The following is a 25,869-nucleotide window of genomic DNA, read 5'->3' as shown; positions in this document are numbered from 1 at the left end:
GCAGTTTATCAACTGACGACCCGCAGCGCCTTACCGCTGAAGTATCCCCGTGCGTTTTCGGTCACTTGGCCAACGATTCGCTGGCGCGCCTCGCGGCTGCCCCAGGCGTTGTGCGGGGTGACGATCAGGCGCGGGATGTCGTGGGCCAGCAGCGGATTGCCGTTGACGGGAGGCTCGATGCTCAGCACGTCAGTGGCGGCGCCCCCCAGATGTCCGTTGCGCAAGGCGTCGGCCAGCGCCTGTTCGTCGATCAGGCCTCCGCGGGCGGTGTTGATTACGAACGCGCCAGGTTTCATCGCGGCCAGTTCACGGGCACCGATGAAGTGGCGGGTGTGTTCGTTGAGCGGGCAGTGCAGAGTCAGTGCGTCGATTTGCGGCAACAGTTCATTCAGCGGCAAGCGGTCCGGCCGGGCAGGGCGTCCGGGAATTTGCCCCAGCAGAACGCGCATGCCGAAGGCTTCAGCCAGCCGTGCGACTGCACCGCCCAATTCGCCATGTCCCAGCAGGCCAAGGGTTTTGCCTTCGAGTTCGACGATCGGGTAGTCCAGCAAACAGAATTGTCTGGCTTGCTGCCAGCGACCTTCGCCCACGGCTTTTTGATAATCGGCCAGGCGCGTGGCCAGGTTGAGCAGCAGCATGATCGTGTGCTGCGCCACCGACGGTGTGCCGTAACCTTGGCAGTTACACACGGTAATCCCGTGGGCGCGGGCGGCGGCGAGGTCGACATTGTTGGTGCCGGTGGCGGTGATCAGGATCAGCTTGAGATCAGGGCTGGCGGCCATGGCGGCGGCATCGATCAGGATCTTGTTACTGATGGCGACGGTGGCGCCCTTGAGGTGATCGATGACCTGATCGGGCAATGTCTGGGCGTACAGCTGCAAATCGCTGAAACAACTGCGCAACGGGTCCAGGTCAAGGTCGCCGAGGTCCAGGGACGGGTGGTCGAGGAATACGGCGCGGCGAGTGTTCGTCATCAACTGTACCTTTTGTGCAATGAACTGAAGGCGTAACCTGCCGAGCCTACCAGATGAAATAAATAGTTACGCTTGGCCTGAAGGAGCCCCCATGTACTGGACAGAGTTCTTGACCGTTGCCCTGATTCACCTGCTGGCCGTGGCCAGTCCCGGCCCGGACTTTGCCGTGGTGGTGCGCGAGAGTGTTACCCACGGTCGCCGTGCGGGCACCTGGACCGCGCTGGGTGTGGGTACGGCGATTTTCCTGCACGTGGGTTACTCGCTGTTGGGTATCGGCCTGATCGTGTCTCAGTCGATCGTGCTGTTCAATGCCTTGAAATGGGCCGCCGCCGCTTACCTGCTGTACATCGGTTACAAGGCGCTGCGCGCGCAACCGGCCAAGCCTGTGACGGACGACCTGCACAAGGAAGCCGGGGAGCGCACCGCCCGTGGTGCTTTCACCTCAGGTTTCGTCACCAACGGCCTCAACCCGAAAGCCACGCTGTTCTTCCTCTCGCTGTTCACCGTGGTGATCAACCCGCACACGCCGCTGGCGGTGCAGGCCGGTTACGGGGTTTACCTGGCCGCGGCGACAGCGGGCTGGTTCTGCCTAGTGGCGATGTTGTTCAGTCAGCAGCGCGTGCGCGCCGGTTTCGCCCGCATGGGGCATTGGTTCGACCGGACCATGGGTGCGGTGCTGATTGCAATTGGTGTGAAGCTGGCTTTTACCGAGATGCATTGATCAATCGTGATCCCCCGTAGGAGCAGCCTGTGGCAGCTCCTACAGTGCGTAATAAATGGCCAATGCTGGCGCAATGCTAGCATTTGCGGGGTTCTGCAAATCATTCCTTTGGCTGATTTGGCTGACGTTCAAGGGCACTACAGTGCGTACTTTCAGTCACGACCGTGCAGTCAGATTAAAGGGATTATTATGTTGCAGACTCGCGTTATCCCCCCGGCCGAAGGCGCTTACCAGTACCCGCTGTTGATCAAACGGCTGCTGATGTCCGGTGCCCGTTATGAGAAAACCCGCGAGATCATCTACCGCGACAAGTTGCGCTACAGCTACCCGACCCTGATCGAACGGGTGGCCCGCCTGGCCAACGTACTGACAGCGGCCGGGGTCAAGCCCGGGGATGCCGTGGGTGTGATGGACTGGGACAGCCATCGTTACCTGGAATGCATGTTCGCCATCCCGATGATCGGCGCGGTGATCCACACCATCAACGTGCGCCTGTCGCCGGAACAGATCCTCTACACCATGAACCACGCCGAGGACCGCTTTGTGCTGGTCAACAGCGAGTTCGTCGGCCTGTACAAGGCCATCGAGGGGCACCTGACCACCGTCGACAAAACCCTGCTGCTGACTGACCTGCCGGAAAAAACCGCGGACCTGCCGAACCTCGTCGGCGAATACGAACAGTTGCTGGCAGCGGCGAGCCCGCAGTACGACTTCGAGGATTTCGACGAAAACTCGGTCGCGACCACGTTCTATACCACCGGCACCACCGGCAACCCCAAGGGCGTGTACTTCACCCATCGGCAACTGGTGCTGCACACCATGGGCGTGTCGACCATCATGGGCGCGATCGATAGTGTGCGCCTGCTGGGCACCAACGACGTGTACATGCCGATCACCCCGATGTTCCACGTCCACGCCTGGGGCTTGCCGTATGTGGCGACCATGCTCGGGCTCAAGCAGGTGTATCCCGGCCGCTATGACCCGGAGTACCTGGTGGAGTTGTGGCGCAAGGAGAAGGTCACGTTCTCCCATTGCGTACCGACCATTTTGCAGATGGTTCTCAATGCCAAGGCCGCGCAGAACGTCGACTTCGGCGGCTGGAAAATCGTCATCGGCGGCAGCGCCCTGAACCGCACGTTGTACGAGGCGGCCAAGGCCAAAGGCATTCAGCTGACGGCCGCCTACGGCATGTCGGAAACCGGGCCACTGGTGTCGTGCGCGCACCTCAACGACGAATTGATGGCCGGTACCGAAGACGAACGCACCACTTACCGGATCAAGGCCGGCGTGCCGGGGCCATTGGTGGAGGCGGCGATCGTCGACACCGAAGGCAACTTCCTGCCCGCCGATGGCGAGACCCAGGGCGAGCTGGTATTACGCGCGCCATGGCTGACGGAGGGTTATTTCAACGAGCCGCAGAAGGGCGCCGAGCTCTGGGCCGGAGGCTGGCTGCACACCGGTGACGTGGCGACCCTGGACAGCATGGGCGTGATCGACATTCGTGACCGGATCAAGGACGTGATCAAGACCGGTGGCGAGTGGATCTCCTCCCTGGACCTGGAAGACCTGATCAGCCGTCATGCGGCGGTACGTGAAGTAGCAGTGGTGGGGATCCCCGACCCGCAGTGGGGCGAGCGGCCGTTTGCCCTGCTGGTGCTCCGTGAGGGTCATGCAATCGGGGCGCGGGAACTCAAGGAACACCTCAAGCCGTTTGTGGAGCTGGGGCACCTGAGCAAGTGGGCAATTCCGAGCCAGATCGCCCTTGTTACTGAAATTCCCAAGACCAGTGTCGGCAAACTCGACAAGAAGCGCATTCGTGTCGACATCAGCGAATGGCAGGCCACCAACAGCACCTTCCTCTCGACGCTTTAAGCGTCTCCCGGTGTGCCCGAAAGGGCACGCCGGCCCCACCAAGCAAGCGCTTGGCTTGTCAAATCGAATTTTTCAGCCATCCTTGCCGTGCCGACGGGTGTCGGACTGGCGAAAGGACTGTTCCAGAGTGGCTGGCAACTGCAAATCACACTTTAGAGGGATCAAGCGCTACTACCTGCTGGCTATAGTCCGCTCAAGGATTTTTAAGAACGGGGCAACCGCACGAACCGGGGCGATGCAACTTTGGAATGACTTTGGGATGCCATGGCTCCCGGTTATCCACAGCGTTTTTAGAAGTGCTCTTGCCATAAAAATAAAATGCACATGGAGTAGGGTCGATGACATCAGTAAACCAGTTCTGGCGCCGGGCGAAACTGCCCCTGGCTGTCAGTCTTGCCTCTACGCTCGCCGGGCCAGCATTCGGCGTCAGTTTCAACGTCGGTGAAATCGAAGGTCAGTTCGACTCATCCCTGTCGGTTGGTGCCAGTTGGTCTACCGAAAGTGCCAACAAGAACCTCATCGGTGTCAACAACGGCGGCAAGGGTCTGTCCCAGACTTCTGATGACGGTCACCTGAACTTCAAGAGCGGGGAAACCTTCTCGAAGATCTTCAAGGGCATCCATGACCTTGAACTGAAATACGGCGATACCGGTGTTTTCGTCCGTGGCAAATACTGGTACGACTTTGAACTGAAGGACGAAAGCCGTCCGTTCAAGGACATCAGCGACGAGGGCCGCAAGGAAGGCGCCAAGTCCGCCGGCGGCCAGATCCTCGACGCCTTCGTCTACCACAACTACGCCATTGCCGATCAGCCGGGCTCCGTGCGTCTGGGCAAGCAGGTCGTGAGCTGGGGTGAAAGTACCTTCATCGGTGGCGGCATCAACTCGATCAACCCGATCGACGTGTCCGCGTTCCGTCGTCCGGGTGCCGAGATCAAGGAAGGCCTGATCCCGGTCAACATGTTCTATGTGTCCCAGAGCCTGACCGAAAACCTCTCGGCCGAAGCGTTCTACCAAATTGAATGGGACCAGACCGTCGTCGACAACTGCGGCACGTTCTTCTCCCAGCCGGACATCGTTGCCGACGGCTGCGACGACAACCTGCGTGTACTGAACAAGCGCTCGCAAATTCCGGCCATTGCCCTGGCGCCTTTGGCCGCCAACGGTGTCGACGTCAACGAAGAGGGTGTTCTGGTGCGTCGTGGCCCCGATCGTGATGCCCGCGACAGCGGTCAGTGGGGCGCGTCCTTCAAGTACATGTTCGACCCGCTGGACACCGAGTTCGGCGCCTACTTCATGAACTACCACAGCCGCGCGCCGATTTTCAGCGCCACCGGTGCGCCGCAGTCGGTCTACAACACGGCCAGAGGGTTGCCCGGCCCGTTCGCGGCACTCGGGCCACTGCTGGTGGCAGGTAATTCGCAATACTTCATCGAATACCCCGAGGACATTCGCCTGTATGGCTTGAGTTTCTCCACCACCCTGCCTACCGGTACGGCGTGGAGCGGTGAGATCAGCTACCGTCCGAACGCGCCGGTGCAGCTCAACTCCACCGACATCCTGTTCTCCGGTATACGTCCTTTGGGCAATAACAACCCGAACAATCCGTTGACCAATGCATCGCTGCTTACCGGCGTGCCGGGTCAGGACCTGCACGGGTATCGTCGCAAGGAAGTCACCCAGTTCCAGACCACCCTGACGCACTTCTTCGACCAGGTCATGGGCGCCAGCCGTCTGACCCTGGTGGGCGAAGTGGGCGTGACCCACGTTGGCGGCCTGGAAAGCACGTCTGACGTTCGTTATGGCCGCGATCCGGTCTACGGCCCGGGTGAGTTGCCAGCCTCCGGCGCACTCGATACCTGCGTGGCGCTCAACTCCAGCACCATCAACGGTGCCGGCCCGGGTACGCCGACCAACAACCGCAGCCGCAACTGCACCGACGAAGGCTTCACCACCGCGACTTCGTGGGGCTACCGCGGTCGTGCCATCTGGGAATACAACGACGTGTTTGCCGGTGTGAACCTCAAGCCGAACGTTGCCTGGTCCCATGACGTGAGCGGTTACTCCCCTGGTCCTGGCGGCAACTTCGAGGAAGGCCGCAAGGCGGTGAGCCTGGGTGTCGACGCCGAATACCAGAACACCTACACCGCGAGCCTGGCCTACACCAATTTCTTCGACGGCAAGTACACCACCGTGGATGACCGCGACTTCGTTGCGCTCAGCCTCGGCGTGAACTTCTAAGCACAGTATTTTCAGGACGAACACAGATATGAAAATAACAAAGAGTCTGTTCCACGCCGGTGTTCTGGGTCTTTCGCTGCTGGCGACCAGCGTCATCGCAGCGGTACCCCAGGCCGAGGCCGACAAGCTGGGCAAGAGCCTGACCCCGATGGGCGCCGAAATGGCGGGTAACGCCGACGGTTCGATCCCGGCCTGGAAGCCGATGGCGAAAAACGCCGGTACGGTCGACAGCAAAGGTTTCCTGTCCAATCCGTTCGCCAGCGAAAAACCGCTGTTCACCATCACGGCGCAGAACGTCGACCAGTACAAGGACAAGCTCGCCCCGGGCCAGTACGCGATGTTCAAGCGCTATCCGGAAACCTACAAGATGCCGGTCTATCCGTCCCATCGCGGTGCCACCGTGCCGGATGACGTGTTCGCCGCCATCAAGAAGAACGCCACCAACACCAAGCTGGTGTCGGGCGGCAACGGCCTGGAGAACTTTGAAACCGCCATTCCGTTCCCGATTCCGAAAAGCGGCGTTGAAGTCATCTGGAACCACATCACCCGTTATCGCGGTGGTAGCGTGACCCGCCTGGTAACCCAGGCCACGCCACAGCCGAACGGCTCGTTCAGCCTGGTGTACTTCCAGGACCAGTTCGTATTCCGCGACAAGATGAAGGACTACGATCCGGCGAACCCGGGCAACATCCTGTTTTACTTCAAGCAGAAAGTGACTGCCCCGGCACGACTGGCCGGTGGTGTGCTGCTGGTTCACGAAACCCTCGACCAGGTGAAGGAACCTCGTTCGGCGTGGGTCTACAATGCCGGTCAGCGCCGTGTGCGCCGTGCGCCACAAGTGTCCTATGACGGGCCGGGTACCGCGGCCGATGGCCTGCGTACCTCCGATAACCTGGACATGTTCAACGGTGCACCGGATCGTTACGACTGGAAGCTCGAAGGCAAGAAAGAGATGTACATCGCCTCCGACGCCTACAAGCTCGACGACCCGAGCCTCAAGTACACCGACATCATCAAGGCCGGTCACATCAACCAGGACCTGGCGCGTTACGAGCTGCGCCGGGTGTGGCATGTAGTTGCCACCTTGAAGGAAGGGCAGCGTCACATCTACGCCAAGCGTGACTTCTACATCGACGAAGATACCTGGCAGGCAGCGGTCATCGACCATTACGACGGTCGTGGCCAACTGTGGCGTGTAGGCGAGGCCCATGCCGAGAACTACTACGACAAGCAAGTGCCGTGGTATGCCCTCGAAGCCCTGTATGACCTGCAGTCGGGTCGTTACCTGGCACTGGGCATGAAGAACGAAGAGAAGTCGGCTTATGACTTCGGCTTCACTGCCACCACCAGCGACTTCACCCCGGCCGCGTTGCGTCAGGATGGTGTTCGCTAAGGTGTACTGAGTAGAGGCCGCACCCTCTGAAAACGCCCCGACTGGTTCGGGGCGTTTTTTTTTGCTTGTAGACTTTTTGTAGCCATTTGTAGCAATTACCTTCATTCCCTATCCGTTTACGGCTAGTCTGCGGACATCTGCAACGCCGCCACCCGCAATTCAAACAAGAGCCGGCTATGACTGATTTGTCTACACCCCCAGGTTCTGCAAACGTTGCTGTCGCGACACTCGACGGGCGCTTCTTCCGCCCGCCGTTGCCCGACGGCCATGTGCTGCGTCCACGGTTGTGTGAGCGCCTGAGTGCCGGGCTCGGTGGCAGGTTGCTGCTGGTCAGCGCACCGGCAGGGTTCGGCAAGAGCTCGTTGGCGGTGGAATTCTGTCAGGGGTTGCCGGCGCACTGGCAAAGTCTCTGGCTGGGCTTGAGCCCGCGAGACAGTGACCCGGGACGTTTTCTCGAACGCCTGCTCGAAGGCCTTCAGGACTACTTCCCGCACCTGGGCAGGCAATCCCTCGGGCTGTTGAAAATGCGCCAGCGCCATCAGCCGTTCGCGTTCGAAGAGTGGCTGGACGGCCTGCTCGACGAACTGGCCGAACACCTGTCCACCGCGACGCCATTGCTGCTGGTGCTGGATGATTACCATCTGGCCCAGGGGCCGGTGCTGGATCGTTGCCTGCAATTTTTCCTCAATCATCTCCCCGATGGCTTGCTCGTGATGGTTACCAGTCGCCAGCGTCCCGACTGGCACCTGGCGCGGCTGCGGCTGTCGCGACAACTGCTTGAGTTGCATGAGCAGGATCTGCGCCTGACCCATGACGAGGCCTTGAGTCTGCTCGACCGGCACAGCAGTTCCTTGCGCGGTGAGGCGCTGGAAAACCTGATCCAGCGCAGCGAAGGTTGGGTCGCGGGGTTGCGTTTCTGGCTGCTGGCCGCCTCGGAGGCGGGCACCGATGGTGCGCTGCCGCAAGCGTTGCACGGCGGGGAAGGGCTGATCCGCGATTACTTGCTCGAAGAGGTCATCGATTGCCTGCCGGCCGAGGTTCAGTCATTCCTCTATGACACAGCGCCCCAGGAACGTTTTTGCAGCGAACTGTGCGACGCCGTTCGCGACGCCCATGACAGCGCAGAGATCCTGCGTTTCCTGCTCGCCCACCAAGTGTTCCTGGTGCCGCTGGACGAGCATGGCCACTGGTATCGTTACCACCACCTTTTTTCCGATCTGTTGCGCACGCGCCCGACCTCCCAGTCGATGGTGCCGCCCGCCAGCCTTCACCTGCGTGCCTGCCGCTGGTTCAATGCCCAGGGCCTTCTCGATGAGGCCGTGGAGCAGGCTTTGCGCGCCGGCCACCTGGACGTCGCGGCGAACCTGGTGCAGAACCTCTCCGAAGAGCAACTGCTGGCGGAGCAGAACGTCGGTATGTTGCTGCGCTGGAAAATGGACTTGCCTGACAGCTTGCTGATCAGCACGCCGCGACTGATCGTGCTCTATAGCTGGGCACTGGGGATGGCGTGCCAACTGGATGCCGCCGAAGAACTGGCCAGCCATTTGAGCCGTTTCCTGCCCGCTCCATCGGCCACCGCCCAGAAGTCGATGCTGGCTCAATGGCTGGCGTTGAGCGGCATCATTGCCCGTGGGCGCGGCAACCGCGAACTGACGCTGCGGTACTGCGGCGAAGCGTTGGAAAGTCTTCCGTCCAAGCGTTACGGCCAGCGGCTGATGTGCCTCTCGACCCTGTCCAACCTGGCCATTGCCGACGGTGATTTGTGGCGGGCACGAGGGCTTAACCGCGAATCGCTGGAACTGGCGCAACGGGTCGGCAACCCCTTGTTCGAAGCACTGGCGCACTACGACCGCGCCCGGGTGCTGCAAGCGCGCGGGGAAATCTGTCGGGCGCTGGAGGAGGTTCGTCAGGGAATGCAGCGCCTGCAGAGCTTGTCTGCGCAGCGGCTGTATGCGGTTCGCGCCCGGCTGACCTTGTACGAAGGCTTTTTGCTGGCCCTGCGCATGCAGCCACAATTGGCGCGGGTGCGATTACAGGCCGGATTGAGCGAGGCGCGTGCCTGCCGTGACATCAGCGTGCTGATCGGCCACTGCGTGATTGCCAGGCTGGAAGGCAACAGTGGCGAGTTTGCCAAGGCCTTTGCCGAACTTGCCGAAGCCGAACGCCTCATGCACATCTGGGATGTGCCACCAATCTACTACCTGGCCATGATCACCCTGGTCAAATGTGAACTCTGGCTGGCCCAGGGGCGCACCGATCTGGCCGAAGCCTGGCTGGCACGCCTGGGGCAGACCTATAACGGCGAAAACGGGGCGGCACCACCAGAATTCCACCCGCAATTGCCGCTGCATATCGAATTGCAACAAGCCTTGCTCGACGTCATCCAGGGTCAGCCGATGCTGGCCGAAGGGCGTTTGAATGCGCTGCTTGAACATGGCCAGCAAAGCGGCCGGCAGATGCTCAGTGTCATGGCGCTGACCCAGAAAGTGGCGTTGTTGCTGGGCAACGGACGGGAGCCAGAAGCACGCAAGGCACTGGCCCAGGCGCTGGACGCCGCCGGCGGAGGAGTGCTGCAACCCTTCGAGGGCTTGCTGGCCGAGCACCCGGACTGGTTGCGTGGACAGCTTCAAAACTGTCCGCCAACCCCCGTGTCCCTGAGCCTCAGTGAAAAACTGCCGGCATTGGCTGTCCGTCCCGGGCTGGAGTCCTGCGCGACCGCGGAACAGCTCAGCACCCGGGAAATGGCGGTCCTGCGATTGATTGCCCAAGGCTGTTCGAACCAGGAAATCAGCGATCAGCTGTTTATTTCCCTGCACACGGTCAAGACCCACGCCAGCCACATCAACAGCAAACTCGGGGTCGAGCGGCGTACGCAGGCCGTGGCGCGGGCGAAGGAGTTGGGGGTGCTGGGTTAAGGATTTTTCACGTTACACATCGCGGCCATTGGCTGGATACTCAATTGTGCGAAAATCGCCCGTCCCCGTTTATCGAGCAGGCCCCCGATGTCCCAGCATCCCACCCTCATCCGCGAAACCTTCCCCGTCGGCCCGTTGCAGTGCAACTGCACGATCATCGGCGATCCGGTGACGAAAAAGGCCATCGTCGTCGATCCGGGTGGCAATCATGAGCTGATCCTGGCGCGTCTCGATGCCCTGGGTCTGAAAGTGGTCAGCATCATTCACACCCACGCCCACCTCGATCACTTCCTGGCGTCCGGTCAGCTCAAGGAGAAAACCGGCGCGACCCTGCACTTGCACAAGGAAGACCAGTTTCTGTGGGACAACCTGGAAATGCAGTGCCAGATGTTCGGCGTTCCTTATACCCCGGTGCCATCCCCGGACCGCTGGCTGGCCGATGATGAAGAACTGGCCTGCGGTTGTGGCGTGGCGCTGCACACGCCAGGTCATACACCGGGCTCCATGAGCTTCTGGTTTTCCGAGGCCAAGTTGCTGATTGCCGGCGATACGCTGTTTCGTCGCGGAGTCGGGCGCACGGACTTATGGGGTGGCGATCAGGCGACCATCGTGCGTTCGATCAAACAGCGTTTGTACACCCTTGACGAAGAGGCGACGGTGGTGGCCGGGCATGGTCCGGACACCCGTCTGGGCGATGAAATGCGCGAAAACCCCTTTGTGCGGGCCTGATTTGTAACGAGCGGAATTTTTGTTCCCGAAAGTGATCCAACACCCGCAAAGGCTGTGCCTTGGTCCGTTGCACCACAGAATGCAAAAAAAGTAGGAGCTTTACATGTTCACCACGCGTCGTTTGATTATTCTCGCTACGGCTGTGGCCGTTTTGTCCGGTTGTGCCTCGCCTAACCCATACGGCGGTCAGGGCCAGGCACAGGGCCAGGCGGATAGCGGCTCCGAAGGCATGAGCAAGACCGCGAAATACGGTGGCCTCGGCGCTCTGGCCGGTGCGCTGGCCGGTGCTGCGATCAACCACGATAACCGTGGCAAGGGCGCACTGATCGGTGCGGCGGTGGTCGGTGCTTCCGCCGCCGGCTACGGCTACTACGCCGATCAGCAAGAGAAAAAGCTGCGCGCCAGCATGGCCAACACCGGTGTTGAAGTTCAGCGCCAGGGCGACCAGATCAAGCTGATCATGCCGGGCAACATCACGTTCGCGACCGATTCGGCGAACATTGCCCCAGGTTTCTATCAGCCGCTGAACAACCTGGCGGGCTCGCTGAAAGAGTTCAACCAGAACCAGATCGAGATCGTCGGCTATACCGACAGCACCGGCAGCCGTCAGCACAACATGGACCTGTCCCAGCGTCGTGCCCAGAGCGTGGCCACCTACCTGACCTCGCAAGGTGTCAGCGGTGCCAACCTGAGCGCTCGCGGTGCCGGCCCGGATAGCCCGGTTGCCAGCAACGGCGACGTCAACGGCCGGGCGCAGAACCGCCGTGTAGAGGTCAACCTCAAGGCGATTCCTGGCCAGCAGTACGGTGCCCAGCAGCAAGGTACGGTCCAGCAGTACCCTTGATCGTCTGATTGAGCCCCAGGTGTAAAAAAATGCCCGCCCGATCCTAAGTAGATCAGGCGGGCTTTTTTGTATCGTCAGTTCTGGCTTCTTCGCGGGCAAGCCCGCTCCCACAGGTTAGTGTTGAATGCAGATTTTGTGTTCGACATCGACCACTGTGGGAGCGGGCTTGCCCGCGAAGGGGCCGGGGTGGGCAACAGATAAAACGGATCAGTAATAAAAAAACCCCCGGAGAATCACTTGTCCGGGGGCTTTTTGTCATGCGCGAAAGCTGCTTACTTCTTCAGGCCATAATGCTCATCGAGCATGCCCGGCGAGTTCGGGGCTTTCGGTGCGTAGTCGCGCGGCGGCTCCTGATCGCGCGGTGGCGTCAGGCGTTCACGGGGCGCCTGTGCCGCGTCGGCGTGCAGGGAAGCCAGCAGGCGTTGGCGAGTCTGCTCGTCCAGGGCCAGGCGGTTGGCGCCCTCGGCGAGATGGTCCTGCACTTCCTGATAGCTCTGAGTCAGTTTCTTGACCAGTGTCGCGGTGCTGTTGAAGTGGGTCACCACCTCGTTCTGATAACTGTCGAAACGTTCCTGAATATCGTCCAGCTGACGCTGCGTGCGGCTGGGCGCGGCGTTCGGTGCAACGCGAGCGATCAGGAACCCAATGGCGACACCCACAACCAGGGCAAGAGTCGGTAACAACCAAACTAAGAGCGAGTGTTCCACGAGTCCTTCCTCTATAAACGGCTTTGCTTTACGTTAACGGCTCGAACCTGCGCTGTATACCGCGATTCACTCGCAATAGACAGCCACAGACAATTTGCTAGACGAGTCGACCCGATCCGGGGTCACGGAGTTCCTTCCTTGCTTATGCGTGAAACCCCTGTAGTGATTGATGGCCCGGTGGGTCAACTGGAAGCACTGCTTCTGGAAAACAACAGTCTGGACAACGAGCAGCCGCGTGGCCTGGCGCTCATCTGCCATCCGAACCCGGTGCAGGGCGGCACCATGCTCAACAAAGTGGTCTCGACCCTGCAGCGCACTGCGCGTGATGCCGGTTTGATCACCCTGCGTTTTAACTACCGTGGTGTCGGCGCCAGCGAAGGCACCCACGACATGGGCACCGGCGAAGTCGATGACGCACAGGCTGTCGCCGAATGGTTTCGCGCCAGACACCCGCAATTGCCACTGACCCTGTTCGGTTTCTCCTTCGGTGGATTTGTTGCAGCAAGTCTCGGCGGACGTCTGGAAGCGAAGGGCGAGAAGCTCAAGCACTTGTTCATGGTTGCGCCAGCGGTCATGCGCCTGGGCGATCAGGATCAACTGCCGCAGCACGGCGAGCTGACCCTGATCCAGCCGGAAACCGACGAAGTGATCGATCCGCAGCTTGTTTACGAATGGTCCGACAAGCTCGAACGCCCCCATGAGCTGCTGAAAGTGGCAGAATGCGGACACTTTTTTCATGGCAAGCTGACCGATCTCAAGGATCTGATCCTGCCGCGTCTCTCGAATTGATTGCAGTCTGACAAGCGATTACCCATGACGACTCGTACCCGTATCCTCACCGGCATCACCACCACCGGCACGCCGCACCTGGGCAACTACGCCGGCGCCATCCGCCCGGCGATCGTCGCCAGCCGTGACAGCAATGCCGATTCGTTCTACTTCCTGGCCGACTACCACGCCCTGATCAAGTGCGATGACCCGCTGCGCATCCAGCGCTCGCGTCTGGAAATCGCCGCGACCTGGCTGGCCGGTGGTCTGGATGTCGACCGCGTGACTTTTTACCGCCAGTCCGACATCCCGGAAATCCCCGAACTGACCTGGCTGCTGACCTGCGTTGCCGCCAAGGGCCTGCTTAATCGCGCCCACGCCTACAAGGCTTCGGTGGACAAGAACGTCGAGACCGGCGAAGACCCGGACGCCGGCATCACCATGGGCCTGTACAGCTACCCGGTGCTGATGGCCGCAGACATCCTGATGTTCAATGCGCACAAGGTGCCGGTCGGTCGTGACCAGATCCAGCACGTGGAAATGGCCCGCGACATCGGCCAGCGCTTCAACCACCTGTTTGGCCAGGGCAAAGAGTTTTTCACCATGCCCGAGGCGTTGATCGAAGAGAGCGTCGCCACGTTGCCGGGCCTGGATGGCCGCAAGATGTCGAAGAGCTACGACAACACCATCCCGCTGTTCAGCAGCGCCAAAGAGATGAAGGACGCCATTTCGCGGATCGTCACCGACTCCCGCGCGCCGGGCGAAGCCAAGGATCCGGACAACTCGCACCTGTTCACCCTTTTCCAGGCGTTCGCCACCCCGGCGCAGGCCGACGAGTTCCGCAGCGACCTGTTGCAGGGCTTGGGTTGGGGCGAGGCGAAGAATCGTCTGTTCCAGTTGCTGGACAGCGAGCTGGGCGAATCCCGCGAGCGTTATAACCAATTGATCGAGCGCCCGGCGGATCTGGAAGACATCCTGCAGCACGGCGCGAAAAAGGCCCGTGCGGTGGCGACTCCGTTCCTCAACGAACTGCGTGAAGCGGTGGGCCTGCGCTCCTTCGTTGCCCAGGCTCAAGTGGCGGCGACCACCAAGAAGAAAGCCGTGAAGGCTGCGCGTTTTGTAAGCTTCCGCGAAGACGACGGCAGTTTCCGCTTCCGTCTGCTGGCGGCCGATGGCGAACAACTACTGTTGTCGCGCAACTTCGCGGATGGCAAAACCGCAGGGCAAGTGACCAAGCAGTTGCAAGCGGGCCAGGATCTGGACGTGCGCAGTGAAGCCCTGGGCTTCAGTGTCTGGCTGGAAGACGAGTGCGTTGCCGACAGCCCGTCCTTCGCCGACAACGCCGCACGCGACGCGGCCATCGAAGCCTTGCGCATCGCCCTGACGCCTGTTCAGGAATAAACAACGGTTCGGCCCGACCAAGGGCTGATTGCCATTCCTCGGGGCCGTCGCTACAGTGTCGGCCCGTTTTTGTTGCCTTGCTAACGAATTATGACGCCCCTAGAACGATATCAAGCTGATCTGAAACGCCCGGAATTCTTCCATGACGCCGCGCAGGAAACTGCCGTGCGTCATTTGCAGCGCCTGTACGACGACCTGGTCGCGGCCGAGCAAAACAAGCCGGGCCTGCTGGGCAAGTTGTTTGGCAAGAAGGATCAGACCCCGGTCAAGGGCCTGTATTTCTGGGGCGGCGTAGGTCGCGGCAAGACTTACCTGGTGGACACCTTCTTCGAAGCGCTGCCCTTCAAGGAAAAGTCCCGTACGCACTTCCACCGCTTCATGAAGCGCGTGCACGAAGAGATGAAAACCCTGGGCGGCGAGAAAAACCCGCTGACCATCATCGCCAAGCGTTTCGCCACCGAAGCCCGGGTCATCTGCTTCGATGAATTCTTCGTTTCCGACATCACCGACGCCATGATCCTTGGCACTCTGATGGAAGAACTGTTCAAGAACGGCGTGACCCTGGTCGCGACTTCGAACATCGTGCCGGACGGCCTGTACAAGGACGGCCTGCAGCGCGCGCGCTTCCTGCCGGCCATTGCGCTGATCAAGCAGAACACCGAGATCGTCAACGTCGACAGCGGCGTCGACTATCGTCTGCGTCACCTCGAACAAGCCGAGCTGTTCCACTATCCGCTCGACGAAGCCGCCAACGAAAGCCTGCGCAAGAGCTTCCGTGCGCTGACACCGGAATGCACGGCGGCGGTCGAAAATGACGTGCTAATGATCGAGAACCGTGAAATTCGTGCCCTGCGCACCTGCGATGACGTGGCCTGGTTCAACTTCCGCGAACTGTGCGACGGCCCGCGCAGCCAGAACGACTACATCGAGCTGGGCAAGATCTTCCACGCCGTACTGCTCAGCGATGTCGAGCAGATGAGCGTCACCACCGACGACATCGCCCGACGCTTCATCAACATGGTCGACGAGTTCTACGACCGCAACGTGAAGCTGATCATCTCCGCCGAAGTCGAGCTTAAAGACCTGTACACAGGTGGCCGCCTGAACTTCGAGTTCCAGCGTACCCTCAGCCGACTGCTGGAAATGCAATCCCACGAATTCCTGTCCCGGGCGCACAAGCCGTAAGATGATTCGGAAAATGAAAAGGGCCTGCACATGCAGGCCCTTTTTTTTGCGCTGAAGAAACCTCAAATTCACCGCAATCCCTGTGGGAGCAAGCCCGCTCCCACATTGGATTTGTGTCGGGCCTGGATCTACGCAGCTTGCTGAAACTGCTGCCGGTACTGGTTCGGCGACAACTCCGTGTGCTGGCGGAACAACCGGGCGAAGAAGCTCGCATCGTCATAGCCAACTTCATAGCTGATGGTCTTGATGCTCTTGCGGCTGGCGGACAGCAAGCCCTTGGCGGTTTCGATGCGCAGGCGTTGCAGGTAATGCAATGGCTTGTCACCGGTGGCGGTCTGGAAGCGGCGCATGAAATTGCGGATGCTCATGCCGTGTTCGCGGGCGACATCTTCGAAACGGAACTTGTCGGCGAAGTGTTCTTCGAGCCAGTGCTGGATCTGCAGGATGATCACGTCCTGGTGCAGCTTCTGCCCGCCGAATCCAATCCGTCCTGGCGAGTAGCTGCGCTGCACTTCATAGAGGATGTCCCGGGCTACGGCCTGGGACACGTTGGCGCCGCAGAAACGCTCGATCAGGTAAATGTACAAATCGCATGCCGAGGTGGTGCCTCCGGCGCAGTACAGGTTGTCGGCGTCGGTCAGGTGCTTGTCCTGATTGAGCTGGACCTGGGGGAAGCGTTCGGCGAAGGCATTGAAGAAGCGCCAGTAGGTGGTCGCTTCCTTGCCATTGAGCAACCCGGCTTCGGCCAGCCAGAAAACACCGGTGGCCTCGCCGCACAATACGGCGCCGCGCGCATGTTGCTGGCGCAACCAGGGCAGGACTTGCGGATAACGTTTGCAGAGGCTGTCGAAATCGTCCCAGAACGCGGGAAGAACGATGATGTCGGCGTTTTCCAGCCCGCCATCCACCGGAATCATCACGTCACTGAAGGTGTTGACCGGTTTGCCGTCGGGGCTGACCAGGCGGGTTTCGAACGCCGGTGTCAGGCCCTGGCCCAGCTGTTTGCCGTAGCGCAGGCTGGCGAGGTGGAAGAAGTCCTTGGCTTGCATGAGGGTGGAAGCGAAAACCCGGTCGATGGCCAGGATGCTGACGCGCCGCAGGGGCGTGGAGGCTTGGTTAGACATAATTCAACTTTATTTTTATAGGGGGAAGTGGTCACCAGACGGCTGGATCGTCTTATTTTTTGTCGGATGTGTCCAGTGTCCTGTATCGGAAGCGAGGCATAGTCTTTGAGGTCAACTCCTTCTAAAAACAAAGAAAAGGTGCCGCATGATCCCCAGAACCCTGTTCAGTTCCGAGCACGAGCTTTTCCGCGAGAGCGTGCGGACGTTCCTCGAAAAAGAGGCGGTGCCGTTCCATGGGCAATGGGAAAAACAAGGCTATATCGACCGCAAGCTATGGAACAAGGCAGGGGAGGCGGGGATGCTTTGCTCGCACTTGCCGGAAGAGTACGGCGGCCTGGGGGCGGACTTTCTCTACAGCGCGGTGGTGATCGAAGAAGTGGGGCGGCTGGGCCTTACCGGCATCGGTTTTTCCCTGCACTCGGACATCGTGGCGCCCTACATCCTGCATTACGGCAGTGAGGCGCTGAAGCATAAATACCTGCCGAAACTGGTGTCCGGCGAGATGGTTACCGCGATCGCCATGACCGAACCGGGCGCCGGTTCCGATCTGCAAGGGGTGAAAACCACCGCCGTGCTCGATGGCGACGAGTACGTGATCAACGGCTCCAAGACCTTTATCACCAACGGCTACCTGGCGGATCTGGTGATCGTCGTCGCCAAGACCGATCCGAAGGCCGGCGCGAAGGGCACCAGTTTGTTTCTGGTGGAAGCCAATACGCCGGGCTTCGACAAGGGCAAGCGCCTGGAGAAGGTCGGGATGAAGGCCCAGGACACTTCGGAGCTGTTCTTCCAGGACGTGCGTGTGCCCAAGGAAAACCTGCTGGGCCAGGCCGGAATGGGCTTTGCCTACCTGATGCAGGAGTTGCCCCAGGAACGCCTTACCGTGGCCGTTGGCGGGCTGGCTTCAGCCGAAGCGGCGCTGCAATGGACGCTGGACTACACCCGCGAGCGCAAGGCGTTCGGCAAGTCGATCGCGGATTTCCAGAATACCCGGTTCAAGCTGGCGGAGATGGCCACGGAAATCCAGATTGGTCGGGTCTTCGTCGACCGCTGCCTGGAACTGCACCTGCAAGGCAAGCTCGACGTGCCGACGGCGGCGATGGCCAAGTACTGGGGCACCGACCTGCAATGCAAGGTGCTCGACGAGTGCGTGCAGTTGCACGGTGGCTACGGGTTCATGTGGGAGTACCCGATCGCGCGGGCATGGGCGGATGCGCGGGTACAGCGGATTTATGCCGGGACGAACGAGATCATGAAGGAGATCATTGCACGGTCGCTTTGATCCCGGATGGCAGGACTGACGCTTTCGCGAGCAAGCCCGCTCCCACATTCAATCGAGTTCTCCCAAGGGAATACGGTCGAAAATGTGGGAGCGGGCTTGCTCGCGAATGGGGTCTATGAATCAATCAAGGCGCAGGATTCGGGTGATCCTTGTGAATCGCCTCGATCCCCTCCAGCACTTCTTCCGACAACTTCAAGTCGAAACTGGCGATGTTGCTGTCCAGTTGCTCCATCGTCGTCGCGCCAATGATGTTGCTGGTCACGAACGGCTGCTGCGTCACGAACGCCAGGGCCATTTGCGCCGGGTCCAGGCCGTGCTCGCGAGCCAGAGCCACGTAACGGCTGCAGGCAGCTTCAGACTGCGGGTTGAAATAGCGGCTGAAGCGGCTGTAGAGGCTCAAGCGACCTTTTGGCGGGCGGGCACCACCTTCGTACTTGCCTGACAGGAAACCGAACGCCAGCGGCGAATAGGCGAGCAGGCCGCATTGCTCGCGGATGGCGATTTCCGCCAGGCCGACTTCAAAGCTGCGGTTGAGCAGGTTGTACGGGTTCTGGATCGACACGGCGCGCGGCCAGCCTCGGGCTTCGGCCAGGGCCAGGAAGCGCATGGTGCCCCACGGCGTCTCGTTGGACAGGCCGATGTGGCGGATCTTGCCGGCCTTCACCTGCTCGTCCAGCGCTTCGAGGGTGTCTTCCAGCGGGGTCAGGTTGGCTTCGATCTTGTGCTTGTAGCCCAGTTGTCCGAAAAAGTTGGTGCTGCGCTCCGGCCAGTGCAGTTGGTACAAGTCGATGTAATCGGTCTGCAGGCGCTTGAGGCTGGCGTCCACGGCTTCGGTGATGTGCTGACGATTGTGCCGAAGGTTCTTGTCGCGGATGTAGTCGATGGTGTTGCCGGGGCCGGCGATCTTGCTGGCCAGGATCCAGTCGGCGCGGTCGCCGCGGCTTTTGAAGTAATTGCCGATGTAGCGTTCGGTGGTGGCGTAGGTTTCGGCCTTGGGCGGCACCGGGTACATCTCGGCGGTGTCGATGAAGTTGATCCCGGCGCTCTTGGCCCGTTCAATCTGGGCGAAGGCGTCTGCCTCGCTGTTTTGCTCGCCCCAGGTCATGGTTCCGAGGCAGAGGGCACTCACGTTCAGATTGGTTCGGCCTAGCTGGCGATAGTCCATCGGGTGCTCCTTGGGCAAAACAATCATAAAAGCAGGTTGAATTATTTTTCGCAATCTGCATAATTGCGCACCTCTTTCTGCAGTGGAAGTGATGCGCCGCCGCCGAAGAATCTTGCCGTTGAACGGACGCGCCGACCCGAGCCCCCGAAAGCGTCTGTATCCGGCTGCCTTTGACTTGTCAAAGTACGCACTATTCAGTAAGATCCGCCGTCTAATTTACAGGGCGGCCCCTGAGGCTATAAAGAATGAAAACTTTTACTGCTAAACCGGAAACAGTAAAGCGCGACTGGTTTGTCGTCGACGCTGCTGGTCAGACCCTGGGTCGTCTGGCCACCGAAATCGCGAGCCGTCTGCGTGGCAAGCACAAGCCTGAGTACACTCCTCACGTTGACACCGGCGACTACATCGTCGTAATCAACGCTGAGCAGATCCGTGTTACCGGTGCTAAAACCACTGACAAAATGTACTACTCCCACTCCGGTTTCCCGGGCGGCATCAAGTCGATCAACTTTGAAAAGCTGATCGCCAAGGCCCCTGAGCGCGTGATCGAGACCGCGGTCAAAGGCATGCTGCCTAAGAACCCGCTGGGTCGCGACATGTACCGTAAGCTGAAAGTCTATGCGGGCGCTGCACACCCACATACTGCTCAGCAGCCCCAAGAACTGAAGTTTTAACGGAATAGTACATTATGTCGGCGACTCAAAATTACGGCACTGGCCGTCGCAAGACCGCAACCGCACGCGTTTTCCTGCGTCCGGGTACTGGTAACATCTCCATCAACAACCGTTCGCTGGATAATTTCTTCGGCCGCGAAACTGCCCGCATGGTAGTTCGTCAGCCGCTGGAATTGACTGAGACTGTCGAGAAGTTCGACATCTACGTCACCGTGATCGGCGGTGGTGTGAGTGGTCAGGCTGGCGCAATCCGCCACGGCATCACTCGTGCCTTGATGGACTACGACGAGACTCTGCGCAGCGCCCTGCGTAAAGCCGGCTTCGTAACCCGCGATGCTCGTGAAGTTGAACGTAAGAAAGTCGGTCTGCGTAAAGCGCGTAAGCGTCCGCAGTACTCGAAGCGTTAATTCGCTTTCACGTTCAAAAAAGAACGCCCAGTTTCCTCGCGGAGCTGGGCGTTTTTTTATGTCTGCGATTTATCAAAGAATTGCGCTGTGACAACTTGCCACATCCGCAGACGCCCTATACTACAAGGCTTGGGGGTGGTGGGCTCCGGTAATTACCTTGTCAGAATTGGGGCTTTTCATTACCATTCGGCAAAATTTTTATAAGTACATAGTTTTACTTAGTAGATGCCTGATTTAACAGGCCACAAAGCTGATGGGAGAGGACTGAATGAGCAATGACGGCGTGAATGCAGGCCGGCGTCGCTTCTTGGTAGCAGCCACATCCGTGGTGGGTGCTGCAGGAGCGGTGGGGGCTGCGGTCCCGTTCGTGGGGTCATGGTTTCCCAGTGCCAAGGCGAAAGCCGCAGGTGCACCGGTGAAAGTGAATGTCAGCAAGATCGAGCCAGGCCAGCAGATGATTGCTGAGTGGCGCGGCCAGCCGGTGTTCATCGTCCGCCGTACACAGGAAATCCTGGGGAATCTGAAGAAGATCGAGGGCCAGCTCGCTGACCCGACCTCCAAGAACTCGACACAACCGACTTACGTTGATCCGGAAATCCGTTCGATCAAACCCGAGGTCCTGCTGCTGATCGGTATCTGCACGCACCTGGGTTGCTCGCCGACCTTCCGTCCCGAAGTGGCACCTGCGGATCTGGGTAAAGACTGGGTAGGCGGCTATTTCTGCCCTTGCCACGGTTCCCACTACGATCTGGCTGGTCGCGTCTACAAGTCGCAGCCTGCGCCTTTGAACCTGCCAGTTCCCCCGCATTCCTATGAGACCGATGAAATCATTATCATTGGCGTCGATACGGAGAAAGCGTGATGAGCAAGTTCATGGATTGGGTTGATGCGCGCTTTCCCGCCACCAAGATGTGGGAGGACCATCTCAGCAAGTATTACGCTCCGAAGAACTTCAACTTCTTCTATTTCTTTGGCTCCCTGGCGCTGCTCGTTCTGGTCAACCAGATCGTTACCGGTGTCTGGCTGACCATGAGCTACAACCCGTCGGCGGAAGAGGCGTTCGCCTCCGTCGAATACATCATGCGCGACGTCGAGTACGGCTCGATCCTGCGTCTGCTGCACTCCACCGGCGCTTCGGCGTTCTTCATCGTGGTCTATCTGCACATGTTCCGTGGCCTGCTCTACGGTTCGTACCAGAAGCCGCGTGAGCTGGTGTGGGTCTTCGGCATGCTGATCTACCTGGCACTGATGGCCGAAGCCTTCATGGGCTACCTGCTGCCGTGGGGGCAGATGTCCTACTGGGGTGCCCAGGTGATCATCTCGCTGTTCGGTGCGATCCCGGTCATCGGCAATGACCTGACCCAGTGGATTCGTGGTGACTACCTGATTTCCGGTATTACCCTGAACCGCTTCTTCGCCTTGCACGTGGTTGCCCTGCCGATCGTTATCCTGGGTCTGGTGGTGCTGCACATCCTGGCCTTGCACGAAGTCGGTTCGAACAACCCGGACGGCGTGGACATCAAGAAGCACAAGGACGAAAACGGCATACCGCTGGACGGCATTGCCTTCCACCCTTACTACACCGTGAAAGATATCGTCGGCGTGGTGGTGTTCCTGTTCATCTTCTGCTCGATCGTGTTCTTCTTCCCGGAAATGGGCGGCTACTTCCTCGAGAAGCCGAACTTTGAAGTGGCGAACGCCTTCAAGACCCCAGAGCACATCGCTCCGGTCTGGTACTTCACTCCGTTCTACGCCATCTTGCGTGCGATTCCGGACAAGCTCCTGGGCGTGATCGCCATGGGCGCGGCCATCGCTGTGCTGTTCGTCCTGCCGTGGCTGGACCGTAGCCCGGTCAAGTCGATGCGCTACAAGGGCTGGCTGAGCAAGATCTGGCTCTGGGTGTTCTGCATCTCGTTCGTGATCCTGGGCGTGCTGGGCGTATTGGCTCCAACCCCGGAGCGTACGTTGCTGTCGCAGGTATGTACCTTCCTGTACTTCGCCTACTTCATTCTGATGCCGTTCTACACCCGGCTCGAGAAGACCAAACCGGTTCCGGAAAGGGTGACTGGCTGATGAAAAAACTATTTGCTGTATTGATGCTTGCTGCATTGCCAGTGTTCGCTTTCGCAGCTGAGCACGGTGGCCCCGAGCTGGAAAAAGTCGACATCGACGTTTCCGATAAAGCAGCCATGCAGGACGGCGCGCGTACGTTCGCCAACTACTGCATGGGTTGTCACAGTGCCAAGTTCCAGCGCTATGAGCGTGTTGCCGACGACCTGGGCATTCCCCATGAATTGATGCTGGAGAAGCTGATGTTCACGGGGGCCAAGATCGGCGACCACATGAGCATCGGCATGCAGCCGGCGGACGCCAAGGCCTGGTTTGGCGCAGCGCCGCCGGACCTGACCCTGGTTGCCCGCGTTCGCGGCACCGACTGGCTCTACGGTTACCTGAGGTCGTTCTACGAAGATCCTGCGCGTCCATGGGGCGTGAACAACAAGGTTTTCCCGAACGTGGGCATGCCTAACGTCCTGGCCGGCCTGCAAGGTCGCCAGGTGGTTGGTTGCAAGCAGGTTCAGATCGTCGAAGACGGCAAGAAGCAATATGATCCTCTGACCGGTACGGCGCTGACTCATGAAGCGTGCGATCAGTTGACCATCGTGCCGAAAAGCGGTGCCCTGACTGCAGAGCAGTTCGATGAGAAGGTCAAGAATCTGGTAACCTTCCTGGCTTACTCGGCTAACCCGGTTAAGCTGCAACATCAGCGCATCGGTACGTACGTATTGTTGTACCTGGCGTTCTTCTTTGTCTTCGCTTACCTGCTCAAGCGCGAATACTGGAAAGACGTGCACTGATAAAGCTTCAAGCTATTGCTGTTAATCGCGCGCGCCCAAGGGCGCCTCTGAAGATGTAGCGAAACTGGTGATCCAGTCGTTACGGGAGGCGCCCTCTGGGCGCGCTCGTTTTTGAGCTTTCGATAATTTCTACAAGCGAGGAGGATCGCCATGGGCGTGACCAATCGGTTGGCCTGTTACTCCGACCCCGCCGACCACTATTCCCACCGAGTGCGCATCGTACTGGCAGAGAAGGGTGTCAGCGCCGAGATCATTTACGTGGAGGCTGGTCGTCAGCCACCTAAACTGATTGAAGTGAACCCTTATGGCAGTCTGCCCACCCTGGTCGATCGCGACCTGGCGTTGTGGGAGTCGACTGTGGTGATGGAATATCTGGATGAGCGTTACCCGCACCCGCCGCTACTGCCGGTTTATCCCGTGGCGCGTGCCAACAGTCGCCTGCTGATGCACCGCATTCAGCGCGACTGGTGTGGTCTGGTGGACCTGATTCTGGATTCGCGGACCAAGGAAGCAGCCCGTACCGTGGCTCGAAAAGAGTTGCGCGAAAGCCTGACGGGTGTGTCGCCACTGTTTGCCGACAAACCGTTTTTCCTCAGTGAGGAACAAAGTCTGGTGGATTGCTGCCTATTGCCAATACTCTGGCGATTGCCGATTCTGGGTATAGAACTGCCGCGGCCGGCCAAGCCGCTGCTTGATTATATGGAGCGCCAGTTTGCGCGTGAGGCTTTCCAGGCGAGTCTGTCTGGTGTCGAACGCGACATGCGCTAAGGCTTAAGGAGCCGTTATGAACTCCAGTCGACCTTATCTGGTCCGCGCGCTCTATGAGTGGATTGTGGACAACGATTGCACCCCGCACATGCTGGTCAATTCCGAGTACCCGTCGGTGCAGGTGCCTCAAGGGTTTGCCAGTGACGGACAGATCGTCCTGAACGTATCGCCGCAAGCCGTGCGTCACTTGCACATGGATAACGAGGCGGTCAGTTTCGAGGGGCGCTTTGGTGGCGTGCCGCACACCTTGTACGTGCCAATTGCTTCGATCCTGGGTATCTACGCCCGGGAGAATGGCCAGGGCATGGTGTTCGATCTGGAATCGCCGATGGGCGAGGACGACGAGATCGAACCGGATGACGATCTTCCGCCACCCGACAGTGAGCCGCCGCGTCCAAGCGGTCGCCCCAGTTTGAAGGTGGTGAAGTAATAAAAAAGGCGATCCATGCGGATCGCCTTTTTTATTACTTCACCACCTTCAAACGTAGGAGCTGCCGCAGGCTGCGATCTTTTGATCTTGTTTTTGGAAGATCAGGATCAAAAGATCGTCCGAACGCGGCCCGAGCCTGCGGCAGCTGCTGCATCGCGTGCAGATCAGGTCAGTCGATGTACTCAAACAACTTCACAATCTTCTGCACACCGGAAACCCCTTGCACCAGGTTGGTCGCCTGCGCCGCTTCCTGTTTGGTCAGCAGGCCCAGCAAGTAGACGATGCCGTTTTCAGTGACAACCTTGATGCGCGAGCCAGGGATGTTCGCATCGGCGAGCATCTGGGTCTTGATCTTGGTGGTCAGCCAGGTGTCGTTCTGGCGTGCCAGCAACGAAGAGGGCGGCAGGACTTGCAGTTCGTTGTGCACCTGTTTCACGCGCTGGACAGCGGCGGCGGCCTGTTCGGCCTTGGCCTTGAGGTCTGCTCGCGGTGTTTGCCCGGCGAGTAGCACGACACCGTTGAAGCTGGTGACGACGATGTGCGAATCCTTGTCCAGGGCCGGGTCGGCCTTGGCGATGTTCACGCCGACCTTGGTGTCGATCAGGGAATCGTCGATCTTGCTGCCCAGTGTGCGAGTGCCACGGTCATCTTCAATCGGTGCTTCACGGCTGGCAGTCACCACCGAGGTACAGCCGCTGATGCCGAGGCACAGGGTCAAGGCCAGTAGGCCAAGGCGATTAGGGGTCATTCTTCACTCCCGAACAATTGGCTGTCGATCAAGTCGCAAAGGCAGTGGATCGCCAGCAGGTGGACTTCTTGAATACGAGCGGTGACGTTGGCCGGTACGCGAATCTCGACGTCCTCGGGCAACAGTAGCGACGCCATGCCGCCGCCATCACGCCCCGTCAATGCTACGACAATCATTTCGCGATCATGTGCGGCCTGGATCGCTTGAATTATGTTGGCCGAGTTGCCGCTGGTGGAGATAGCCAGCAACACATCGCCCGGTTGGCCGAGTGCGCGGATCTGCTTGGAGAAGATTTCGTTGTAGCTGTAATCGTTGGCGATCGAGGTGATCGTCGAGCTGTCGGTCGTCAGGGCGATGGCCGGCAGGCTCGGGCGCTCGCGCTCAAAACGATTGAGCAGCTCGGACGAGAAGTGCTGGGCGTCGCCGGCTGAGCCACCGTTGCCGCAGGAAAGCATTTTGCCTTCGTTGAGCAGGGCGTTGACCATGACCTGGCTGGCTTGCTCGATGTGCGGTGCAAGGACTTCCATCGCCTGTTGCTTGGTGTCGATACTGGCCTGAAAAAGCTGGCGAATTCGCGATTGCATGTCCATCTGTGTGACCTTAAGTAGCGCGGCTGTTCGGCACATGAATGTGCAGCCCGCAAAGCAAAGAGCAAAAGTGTTGGGTG

The 25,869-nt window shown here is 59.7% G+C and carries 24 protein-coding genes; 18 read left to right on the top strand and 6 right to left on the bottom strand.

Annotation, left to right across the window (positions count from 1 at the left end):
- Nucleotides 1-8: 8 nt before the first annotated feature.
- On the bottom strand, nt 9-974 hold the full coding sequence (locus AC07W4_RS08435; protein ID WP_495032124.1) for a 2-hydroxyacid dehydrogenase: 966 nt from the start codon (nt 972-974) through the stop codon (nt 9-11).
- Nucleotides 975-1,065: 91 nt separating this feature from the next.
- Between AC07W4_RS08435 and AC07W4_RS08430 the strand changes: the two genes are divergently transcribed.
- From AC07W4_RS08430 to AC07W4_RS08400, 7 genes are all read left to right on the top strand, one after another.
- Nucleotides 1,066-1,695 (top strand): LysE family translocator, encoded by a 630-nt coding sequence (locus tag AC07W4_RS08430; RefSeq protein ID WP_008045978.1) that lies wholly within the window; start codon nt 1,066-1,068, stop codon nt 1,693-1,695.
- Between the two features lie 189 nt (nt 1,696-1,884).
- Complete coding sequence (locus AC07W4_RS08425) at nt 1,885-3,567, top strand: fatty acid--CoA ligase (protein WP_008045977.1); 1,683 nt, start codon at nt 1,885-1,887, stop codon at nt 3,565-3,567.
- Nucleotides 3,568-3,905: 338 nt separating this feature from the next.
- On the top strand, nt 3,906-5,807 hold the full coding sequence (locus AC07W4_RS08420; protein ID WP_495032123.1) for a DUF1302 domain-containing protein: 1,902 nt from the start codon (nt 3,906-3,908) through the stop codon (nt 5,805-5,807).
- 28 nt (nt 5,808-5,835) lie between these two features.
- Nucleotides 5,836-7,200, top strand: a complete 1,365-nt coding sequence (locus tag AC07W4_RS08415; protein ID WP_095943457.1) for a DUF1329 domain-containing protein — start codon at nt 5,836-5,838, stop codon at nt 7,198-7,200.
- 176 nt (nt 7,201-7,376) lie between these two features.
- Complete coding sequence (locus tag AC07W4_RS08410; RefSeq protein WP_495032122.1) at nt 7,377-10,115, top strand: winged helix-turn-helix domain-containing protein; 2,739 nt, start codon at nt 7,377-7,379, stop codon at nt 10,113-10,115.
- Nucleotides 10,116-10,202: 87 nt separating this feature from the next.
- Nucleotides 10,203-10,844 carry an MBL fold metallo-hydrolase gene (locus AC07W4_RS08405; protein WP_008045972.1) on the top strand — a complete coding sequence of 214 codons (642 nt, stop codon included), beginning with the start codon at nt 10,203-10,205 and terminating at the stop codon, nt 10,842-10,844.
- Between the two features lie 103 nt (nt 10,845-10,947).
- The gene (locus AC07W4_RS08400) at nt 10,948-11,688 is read left to right on the top strand and encodes a YiaD family glycine zipper/OmpA-like lipoprotein (protein WP_495032121.1); all 741 of its coding nucleotides are present in this window, start codon (nt 10,948-10,950) and stop codon (nt 11,686-11,688) included.
- Between the two features lie 272 nt (nt 11,689-11,960).
- On the opposite strand, the gene AC07W4_RS08395 is transcribed toward AC07W4_RS08400, so the two are convergent.
- Nucleotides 11,961-12,395, bottom strand: coding sequence for a Z-ring associated ZapG family protein (locus AC07W4_RS08395; RefSeq protein ID WP_008045970.1), 435 nt, complete (start codon nt 12,393-12,395; stop codon nt 11,961-11,963).
- A 144-nt stretch (nt 12,396-12,539) separates the two neighbouring features.
- Between AC07W4_RS08395 and AC07W4_RS08390 the strand changes: the two genes are divergently transcribed.
- The 3 genes from AC07W4_RS08390 (at nt 12,540) to zapE (ending at nt 15,749) form a co-directional block, all read left to right on the top strand.
- Nucleotides 12,540-13,184 carry an alpha/beta hydrolase gene (locus AC07W4_RS08390; RefSeq protein ID WP_032829323.1) on the top strand — a complete coding sequence of 215 codons (645 nt, stop codon included), beginning with the start codon at nt 12,540-12,542 and terminating at the stop codon, nt 13,182-13,184.
- Nucleotides 13,185-13,208: 24 nt separating this feature from the next.
- On the top strand, nt 13,209-14,564 hold the full coding sequence (locus AC07W4_RS08385; RefSeq protein WP_495032120.1) for a tryptophan--tRNA ligase: 1,356 nt from the start codon (nt 13,209-13,211) through the stop codon (nt 14,562-14,564).
- Between the two features lie 90 nt (nt 14,565-14,654).
- Nucleotides 14,655-15,749: a cell division protein ZapE gene (gene zapE, locus AC07W4_RS08380; protein WP_007998226.1), complete on the top strand. Its 1,095-nt coding sequence runs from the start codon at nt 14,655-14,657 to the stop codon at nt 15,747-15,749.
- Nucleotides 15,750-15,877: 128 nt separating this feature from the next.
- Here the strand turns inward: zapE and AC07W4_RS08375 are convergent, their stop codons facing one another.
- Nucleotides 15,878-16,798 carry a GlxA family transcriptional regulator gene (locus tag AC07W4_RS08375; protein WP_177318793.1) on the bottom strand — a complete coding sequence of 307 codons (921 nt, stop codon included), beginning with the start codon at nt 16,796-16,798 and terminating at the stop codon, nt 15,878-15,880.
- 220 nt (nt 16,799-17,018) lie between these two features.
- Here AC07W4_RS08375 and AC07W4_RS08370 point away from each other — a divergent pair, with 220 nt between their 5' ends.
- The gene (locus AC07W4_RS08370; protein WP_495032119.1) at nt 17,019-18,155 is read left to right on the top strand and encodes an acyl-CoA dehydrogenase family protein; all 1,137 of its coding nucleotides are present in this window, start codon (nt 17,019-17,021) and stop codon (nt 18,153-18,155) included.
- Between the two features lie 124 nt (nt 18,156-18,279).
- On the opposite strand, the gene AC07W4_RS08365 is transcribed toward AC07W4_RS08370, so the two are convergent.
- Entirely contained in the window at nt 18,280-19,320 is a 1,041-nt protein-coding gene (locus AC07W4_RS08365; protein ID WP_495032118.1) for an NADP(H)-dependent aldo-keto reductase, read from the bottom strand.
- A 245-nt stretch (nt 19,321-19,565) separates the two neighbouring features.
- On the opposite strand from AC07W4_RS08365, the gene rplM reads away from it, so the two are divergent.
- From rplM to AC07W4_RS08330, 7 genes are all read left to right on the top strand, one after another.
- A complete protein-coding gene (gene rplM, locus AC07W4_RS08360; protein WP_007917032.1) occupies nt 19,566-19,994 on the top strand; it encodes a 50S ribosomal protein L13 in 429 nt (142 codons plus the stop codon).
- 14 nt (nt 19,995-20,008) lie between these two features.
- Nucleotides 20,009-20,401, top strand: coding sequence for a 30S ribosomal protein S9 (rpsI, locus tag AC07W4_RS08355; protein WP_003228056.1), 393 nt, complete (start codon nt 20,009-20,011; stop codon nt 20,399-20,401).
- Between the two features lie 268 nt (nt 20,402-20,669).
- A complete protein-coding gene (petA, locus tag AC07W4_RS08350) occupies nt 20,670-21,263 on the top strand; it encodes a ubiquinol-cytochrome c reductase iron-sulfur subunit (RefSeq protein WP_008045955.1) in 594 nt (197 codons plus the stop codon).
- Nucleotides 21,263-22,474, top strand: coding sequence for a cytochrome b (locus tag AC07W4_RS08345; RefSeq protein ID WP_008045954.1), 1,212 nt, complete (start codon nt 21,263-21,265; stop codon nt 22,472-22,474). The genes petA and AC07W4_RS08345 overlap by 1 nt, the downstream gene beginning before the upstream one ends.
- Complete coding sequence (locus AC07W4_RS08340; protein WP_046041914.1) at nt 22,474-23,256, top strand: cytochrome c1; 783 nt, start codon at nt 22,474-22,476, stop codon at nt 23,254-23,256. Before AC07W4_RS08345 ends, AC07W4_RS08340 begins: the two co-directional genes overlap by 1 nt.
- A 150-nt stretch (nt 23,257-23,406) precedes the next feature.
- Nucleotides 23,407-24,024: a glutathione S-transferase N-terminal domain-containing protein gene (locus AC07W4_RS08335; protein WP_495032117.1), complete on the top strand. Its 618-nt coding sequence runs from the start codon at nt 23,407-23,409 to the stop codon at nt 24,022-24,024.
- Between the two features lie 16 nt (nt 24,025-24,040).
- On the top strand, nt 24,041-24,454 hold the full coding sequence (locus AC07W4_RS08330; RefSeq protein WP_007998247.1) for a ClpXP protease specificity-enhancing factor: 414 nt from the start codon (nt 24,041-24,043) through the stop codon (nt 24,452-24,454).
- Between the two features lie 169 nt (nt 24,455-24,623).
- Here the strand turns inward: AC07W4_RS08330 and AC07W4_RS08325 are convergent, their stop codons facing one another.
- Nucleotides 24,624-25,202: a BON domain-containing protein gene (locus AC07W4_RS08325; protein ID WP_008045952.1), complete on the bottom strand. Its 579-nt coding sequence runs from the start codon at nt 25,200-25,202 to the stop codon at nt 24,624-24,626.
- Nucleotides 25,199-25,792: a phosphoheptose isomerase gene (locus tag AC07W4_RS08320; protein WP_007972584.1), complete on the bottom strand. Its 594-nt coding sequence runs from the start codon at nt 25,790-25,792 to the stop codon at nt 25,199-25,201. Before AC07W4_RS08320 ends, AC07W4_RS08325 begins: the two co-directional genes overlap by 4 nt.
- Nucleotides 25,793-25,869: the final 77 nt, after the last annotated feature.

The organism is Pseudomonas sp. GW821-FHT02A08 (assembly GCF_059422045.1).
The sequence above is the reverse complement of the archived record's forward strand: the minus strand, read 5'-3'. Positions and strand labels throughout refer to the sequence as shown.

Excerpts from the sequence above, each read along its gene's own strand:
- AC07W4_RS08370 (WP_495032119.1), top strand. The coding sequence starts at position 17,019 with ATGATCCCCAGAACCCTGTTCAGTTCCGAGCACGAGCTTTTCCGCGAG.
- AC07W4_RS08375 (WP_177318793.1), bottom strand. The coding sequence starts at position 16,798 with ATGCAAGCCAAGGACTTCTTCCACCTCGCCAGCCTGCGCTACGGCAAA.
- AC07W4_RS08400 (WP_495032121.1), top strand. The coding sequence starts at position 10,948 with ATGTTCACCACGCGTCGTTTGATTATTCTCGCTACGGCTGTGGCCGTT.
- zapE (WP_007998226.1), top strand. The coding sequence starts at position 14,655 with ATGACGCCCCTAGAACGATATCAAGCTGATCTGAAACGCCCGGAATTC.
- AC07W4_RS08425 (WP_008045977.1), top strand. The coding sequence starts at position 1,885 with ATGTTGCAGACTCGCGTTATCCCCCCGGCCGAAGGCGCTTACCAGTAC.
- AC07W4_RS08325 (WP_008045952.1), bottom strand. The coding sequence starts at position 25,202 with ATGACCCCTAATCGCCTTGGCCTACTGGCCTTGACCCTGTGCCTCGGC.
- AC07W4_RS08430 (WP_008045978.1), top strand. The coding sequence starts at position 1,066 with ATGTACTGGACAGAGTTCTTGACCGTTGCCCTGATTCACCTGCTGGCC.
- AC07W4_RS08435 (WP_495032124.1), bottom strand. The coding sequence starts at position 974 with ATGACGAACACTCGCCGCGCCGTATTCCTCGACCACCCGTCCCTGGAC.
- AC07W4_RS08410 (WP_495032122.1), top strand. The coding sequence starts at position 7,377 with ATGACTGATTTGTCTACACCCCCAGGTTCTGCAAACGTTGCTGTCGCG.
- AC07W4_RS08335 (WP_495032117.1), top strand. The coding sequence starts at position 23,407 with ATGGGCGTGACCAATCGGTTGGCCTGTTACTCCGACCCCGCCGACCAC.
- AC07W4_RS08420 (WP_495032123.1), top strand. The coding sequence starts at position 3,906 with ATGACATCAGTAAACCAGTTCTGGCGCCGGGCGAAACTGCCCCTGGCT.
- rpsI (WP_003228056.1), top strand. The coding sequence starts at position 20,009 with ATGTCGGCGACTCAAAATTACGGCACTGGCCGTCGCAAGACCGCAACC.
- petA (WP_008045955.1), top strand. The coding sequence starts at position 20,670 with ATGAGCAATGACGGCGTGAATGCAGGCCGGCGTCGCTTCTTGGTAGCA.
- AC07W4_RS08330 (WP_007998247.1), top strand. The coding sequence starts at position 24,041 with ATGAACTCCAGTCGACCTTATCTGGTCCGCGCGCTCTATGAGTGGATT.
- AC07W4_RS08405 (WP_008045972.1), top strand. The coding sequence starts at position 10,203 with ATGTCCCAGCATCCCACCCTCATCCGCGAAACCTTCCCCGTCGGCCCG.
- AC07W4_RS08415 (WP_095943457.1), top strand. The coding sequence starts at position 5,836 with ATGAAAATAACAAAGAGTCTGTTCCACGCCGGTGTTCTGGGTCTTTCG.
- AC07W4_RS08320 (WP_007972584.1), bottom strand. The coding sequence starts at position 25,792 with ATGGACATGCAATCGCGAATTCGCCAGCTTTTTCAGGCCAGTATCGAC.
- AC07W4_RS08390 (WP_032829323.1), top strand. The coding sequence starts at position 12,540 with ATGCGTGAAACCCCTGTAGTGATTGATGGCCCGGTGGGTCAACTGGAA.
- AC07W4_RS08385 (WP_495032120.1), top strand. The coding sequence starts at position 13,209 with ATGACGACTCGTACCCGTATCCTCACCGGCATCACCACCACCGGCACG.
- AC07W4_RS08340 (WP_046041914.1), top strand. The coding sequence starts at position 22,474 with ATGAAAAAACTATTTGCTGTATTGATGCTTGCTGCATTGCCAGTGTTC.
- AC07W4_RS08365 (WP_495032118.1), bottom strand. The coding sequence starts at position 19,320 with ATGGACTATCGCCAGCTAGGCCGAACCAATCTGAACGTGAGTGCCCTC.
- AC07W4_RS08345 (WP_008045954.1), top strand. The coding sequence starts at position 21,263 with ATGAGCAAGTTCATGGATTGGGTTGATGCGCGCTTTCCCGCCACCAAG.
- rplM (WP_007917032.1), top strand. The coding sequence starts at position 19,566 with ATGAAAACTTTTACTGCTAAACCGGAAACAGTAAAGCGCGACTGGTTT.